General features: G+C 48.7%; 3 protein-coding genes. All 3 read left to right on the top strand.

Translation table 11 applies throughout. From position 1 onward, the window contains the following. On the top strand, positions 1-555 hold a 555-nt coding region (gene cmk / locus ACTHUE_RS14265; RefSeq protein ID WP_440423814.1), incomplete at its 5' end, for a (d)CMP kinase. A 154-nt stretch (positions 556-709) separates the two neighbouring features. After that, positions 710-2,395: a 30S ribosomal protein S1 gene (rpsA, locus tag ACTHUE_RS14260; RefSeq protein ID WP_003678994.1), complete on the top strand. Its 1,686-nt coding sequence runs from the start codon at positions 710-712 to the stop codon at positions 2,393-2,395. Between the two features lie 10 nt (positions 2,396-2,405). After that, positions 2,406-2,720 (top strand): integration host factor subunit beta, encoded by a 315-nt coding sequence (locus ACTHUE_RS14255; protein WP_003678992.1) that lies wholly within the window; start codon positions 2,406-2,408, stop codon positions 2,718-2,720. Positions 2,721-3,032: the final 312 nt, after the last annotated feature.

Genomic DNA, 3,032 nt, shown 5'->3' with positions numbered 1-3,032 from the left:
TCCGGTGCGCTTTACCGCCTGACCGCGCTTTACGCACAAAAACAAAATGTTGCCTGGACAGATGAAGACGCCGTCAGCACACTGGCAGAAACTTTGCCCGCACAATTTGAAGGCAGCGTCGTGTTATTAAACGGCGAAGATGTATCCGAGCAAATCCGTACCGAAGCCATCGGCATGGGTGCATCTGCCGTCGCGCAGTTGCCTAAAGTGCGTACCGCCCTTTTGCAGCGCCAACGCGATTTCCTGACCGAAAAAGGTTTGGTCGCCGACGGCCGCGATATCGGCTCGGTTATTTTCCCTGATGCCGCATTAAAAATCTTCCTGACTGCAAGTGCCAATGTTCGTGCCCAACGTCGTGCCAAACAACTCGGTATCCCATGCGAAGGCGTGGCATTCGAGCGTATCTTGTCGGACATTGAAGCGCGCGACGAAGCAGACCGCCGCCGCCCTGTTGCCCCATTGAAACAGCTGCCCGACGCCCTGCTTTTAGACACTGACAACCTTTCTATCGAAGAAGCTGTAAAAAAAGTGCTTGATTGGTATCATAAAGTTTAAAATTTGGAGTATAATCGCGAAGTTTTCATTTCAGACGGCCTGTTAACCCTATAACAAGGCCGTCTGAAAACATTTCCCAACCTGCCGCGCCAAGGACGGCAGGTCATTTCAAACCTAACCCGCACCCCTTGGCGGTGTACCGAAAAGAGTATATATGACTATGGAAAATTTTGCCCAGCTGCTGGAAGAAAGCTTTACCCTGCAAGAGATGAACCCAGGTGAAGTGATTACTGCCGAAGTAGTCGGCATCGATCAAAACTTCGTTACCGTTAACGCAGGTCTGAAATCAGAATCTCTGATTGATGTTGCTGAATTCAAAAACGCTCAGGGCGAGATTGAAGTTAAAGTTGGCGATTTCGTTACCGTTACCATCGAATCTGTTGAAAACGGCTTCGGCGAAACCAAACTGTCCCGCGAAAAAGCCAAACGCGCTGCCGACTGGATCGCTTTGGAAGAAGCTATGGAAAACGGCGACATCCTGTCCGGCGTTATCAATGGCAAAGTCAAAGGCGGTCTGACTGTTATGATCAACAGCATCCGCGCATTCCTGCCGGGTTCTTTGGTTGACGTACGTCCCGTAAAAGACACTTCTCACTTCGAAGGCAAAGAAATTGAATTCAAAGTGATCAAACTGGACAAAAAACGCAACAACGTCGTTGTGTCCCGCCGCGCTGTTCTGGAAGCTACTTTGGGCGAAGAACGCAAAGCCTTGCTGGAAAACCTGCAAGAAGGTTCAGTTATCAAAGGTATCGTTAAAAACATCACCGATTACGGTGCATTCGTTGACTTGGGCGGCATCGACGGTCTGTTGCACATCACCGACTTGGCATGGCGCCGTGTGAAACACCCAAGCGAAGTTTTGGAAGTTGGTCAAGAAGTAGAAGCCAAAGTCCTGAAATTCGACCAAGACAAACAACGCGTTTCCCTGGGCATGAAACAACTGGGCGAAGATCCTTGGAGCGGTCTGACCCGTCGTTACCCACAAGGTACCCGCCTGTTCGGTAAAGTATCCAACCTGACCGACTACGGTGCATTCGTTGAAATCGAACAAGGCATCGAAGGTTTGGTACACGTTTCCGAAATGGATTGGACCAACAAAAACGTACACCCAAGCAAAGTTGTTCAACTGGGTGACGAAGTTGAAGTCATGATCCTGGAAATCGACGAAGACCGCCGCCGTATCTCTTTGGGCATGAAACAATGTCAAGCTAACCCTTGGGAAGAGTTTGCCGCCAACCACAACAAAGGCGACAAAATCTCCGGCGCAGTTAAATCTATCACTGACTTCGGCGTATTCGTAGGTCTGCCTGGCGGTATCGACGGTCTGGTTCACTTGTCTGACCTGTCTTGGACTGAAGCCGGCGAAGAAGCTGTACGCAAATACAAAAAAGGCGAAGAAGTTGAAGCCGTTGTATTGGCCATCGACGTTGAAAAAGAACGTATCTCTTTGGGTATCAAACAACTTGAAGGCGATCCGTTCGGTAACTTCATCAGCGTAAACGACAAAGGTTCTTTGGTTAAAGGTTCTGTGAAATCTGTTGACGCCAAAGGTGCCGTAGTCGCTCTGTCTGAAGAAGTTGAAGGCTACCTGCCTGCTTCTGAATTCGCCGCTGACCGCGTTGAAGACCTGACTACCAAACTGAAAGAAGGCGACGAAGTTGAAGCCGTTATCGTTACCGTTGACCGCAAAAACCGCAGCATCCGTCTGTCTGTTAAAGCGAAAGACGCTAAAGAAAACCGCGAAGCGCTGAATTCAGTTAACGCCGCTGCAACTGCCAATGCCGGTACTACCAGCCTGGGCGACTTGCTGAAAGCCAAACTGTCCGGCGACCAAGAATAAGGTTGCAGACATGACGAAGTCTGAATTGATGGTTCGCCTCGCAGAAGTGTTTGCCGAAAAAAATGGCAACCAACTGCTGGCTAAAGATGTCGAATACAGTGTAAAAGTCTTGGTTGATACCATGACCCGCTCACTGGCTCGTGGACAACGTATCGAAATCCGCGGCTTCGGCAGCTTCGACTTGAACCACCGCCCTGCCCGTATCGGGCGCAACCCTAAAACCGGCGAACGTGTGGAAGTGCCTGAAAAACATGTTCCCCACTTCAAACCGGGTAAAGAGTTGCGTGAGCGTGTAGACTTGGCATTGCAAGAAAGTGCTCATTAATACTTAGTAGCAAAACGCCGCAGAAATGCGGCGTTTTTTTGTTTTTTCAAAAAATACTAAAGCCAACCTTTTTGCTTGCACCTTAATCGCACACTTTTCCAACTATATTGACAACAAAGCCTTTGCAAAAAACGCAGGCCGTCTGAAATCATTTATAATAGACCGACTATTCCATAATGAGAACATCATTCCGACTACTGTCCAAATTATTGCGGATGATGTTTCGACTATCGCCAGCAAAACATAATAAAGGTTATACATGAGCAATAGAGACCAACTATTTACGCCACCGCCATTTGAAAACCACAGCCC

The organism is Neisseria sp. P0021.S005 (assembly GCF_051956955.1).
Note: the sequence above shows the minus strand (reverse complement) of the source record. Positions and strands in the feature narration are given on the sequence as shown.

Bases quoted from the DNA above. Each gene is read 5' to 3' on its own strand.
- ACTHUE_RS14255 (WP_003678992.1), top strand. From the start codon at position 2,406: ATGACGAAGTCTGAATTGATGGTTCGCCTCGCAGAAGTGTTTGCCGAA.
- rpsA (WP_003678994.1), top strand. From the start codon at position 710: ATGACTATGGAAAATTTTGCCCAGCTGCTGGAAGAAAGCTTTACCCTG.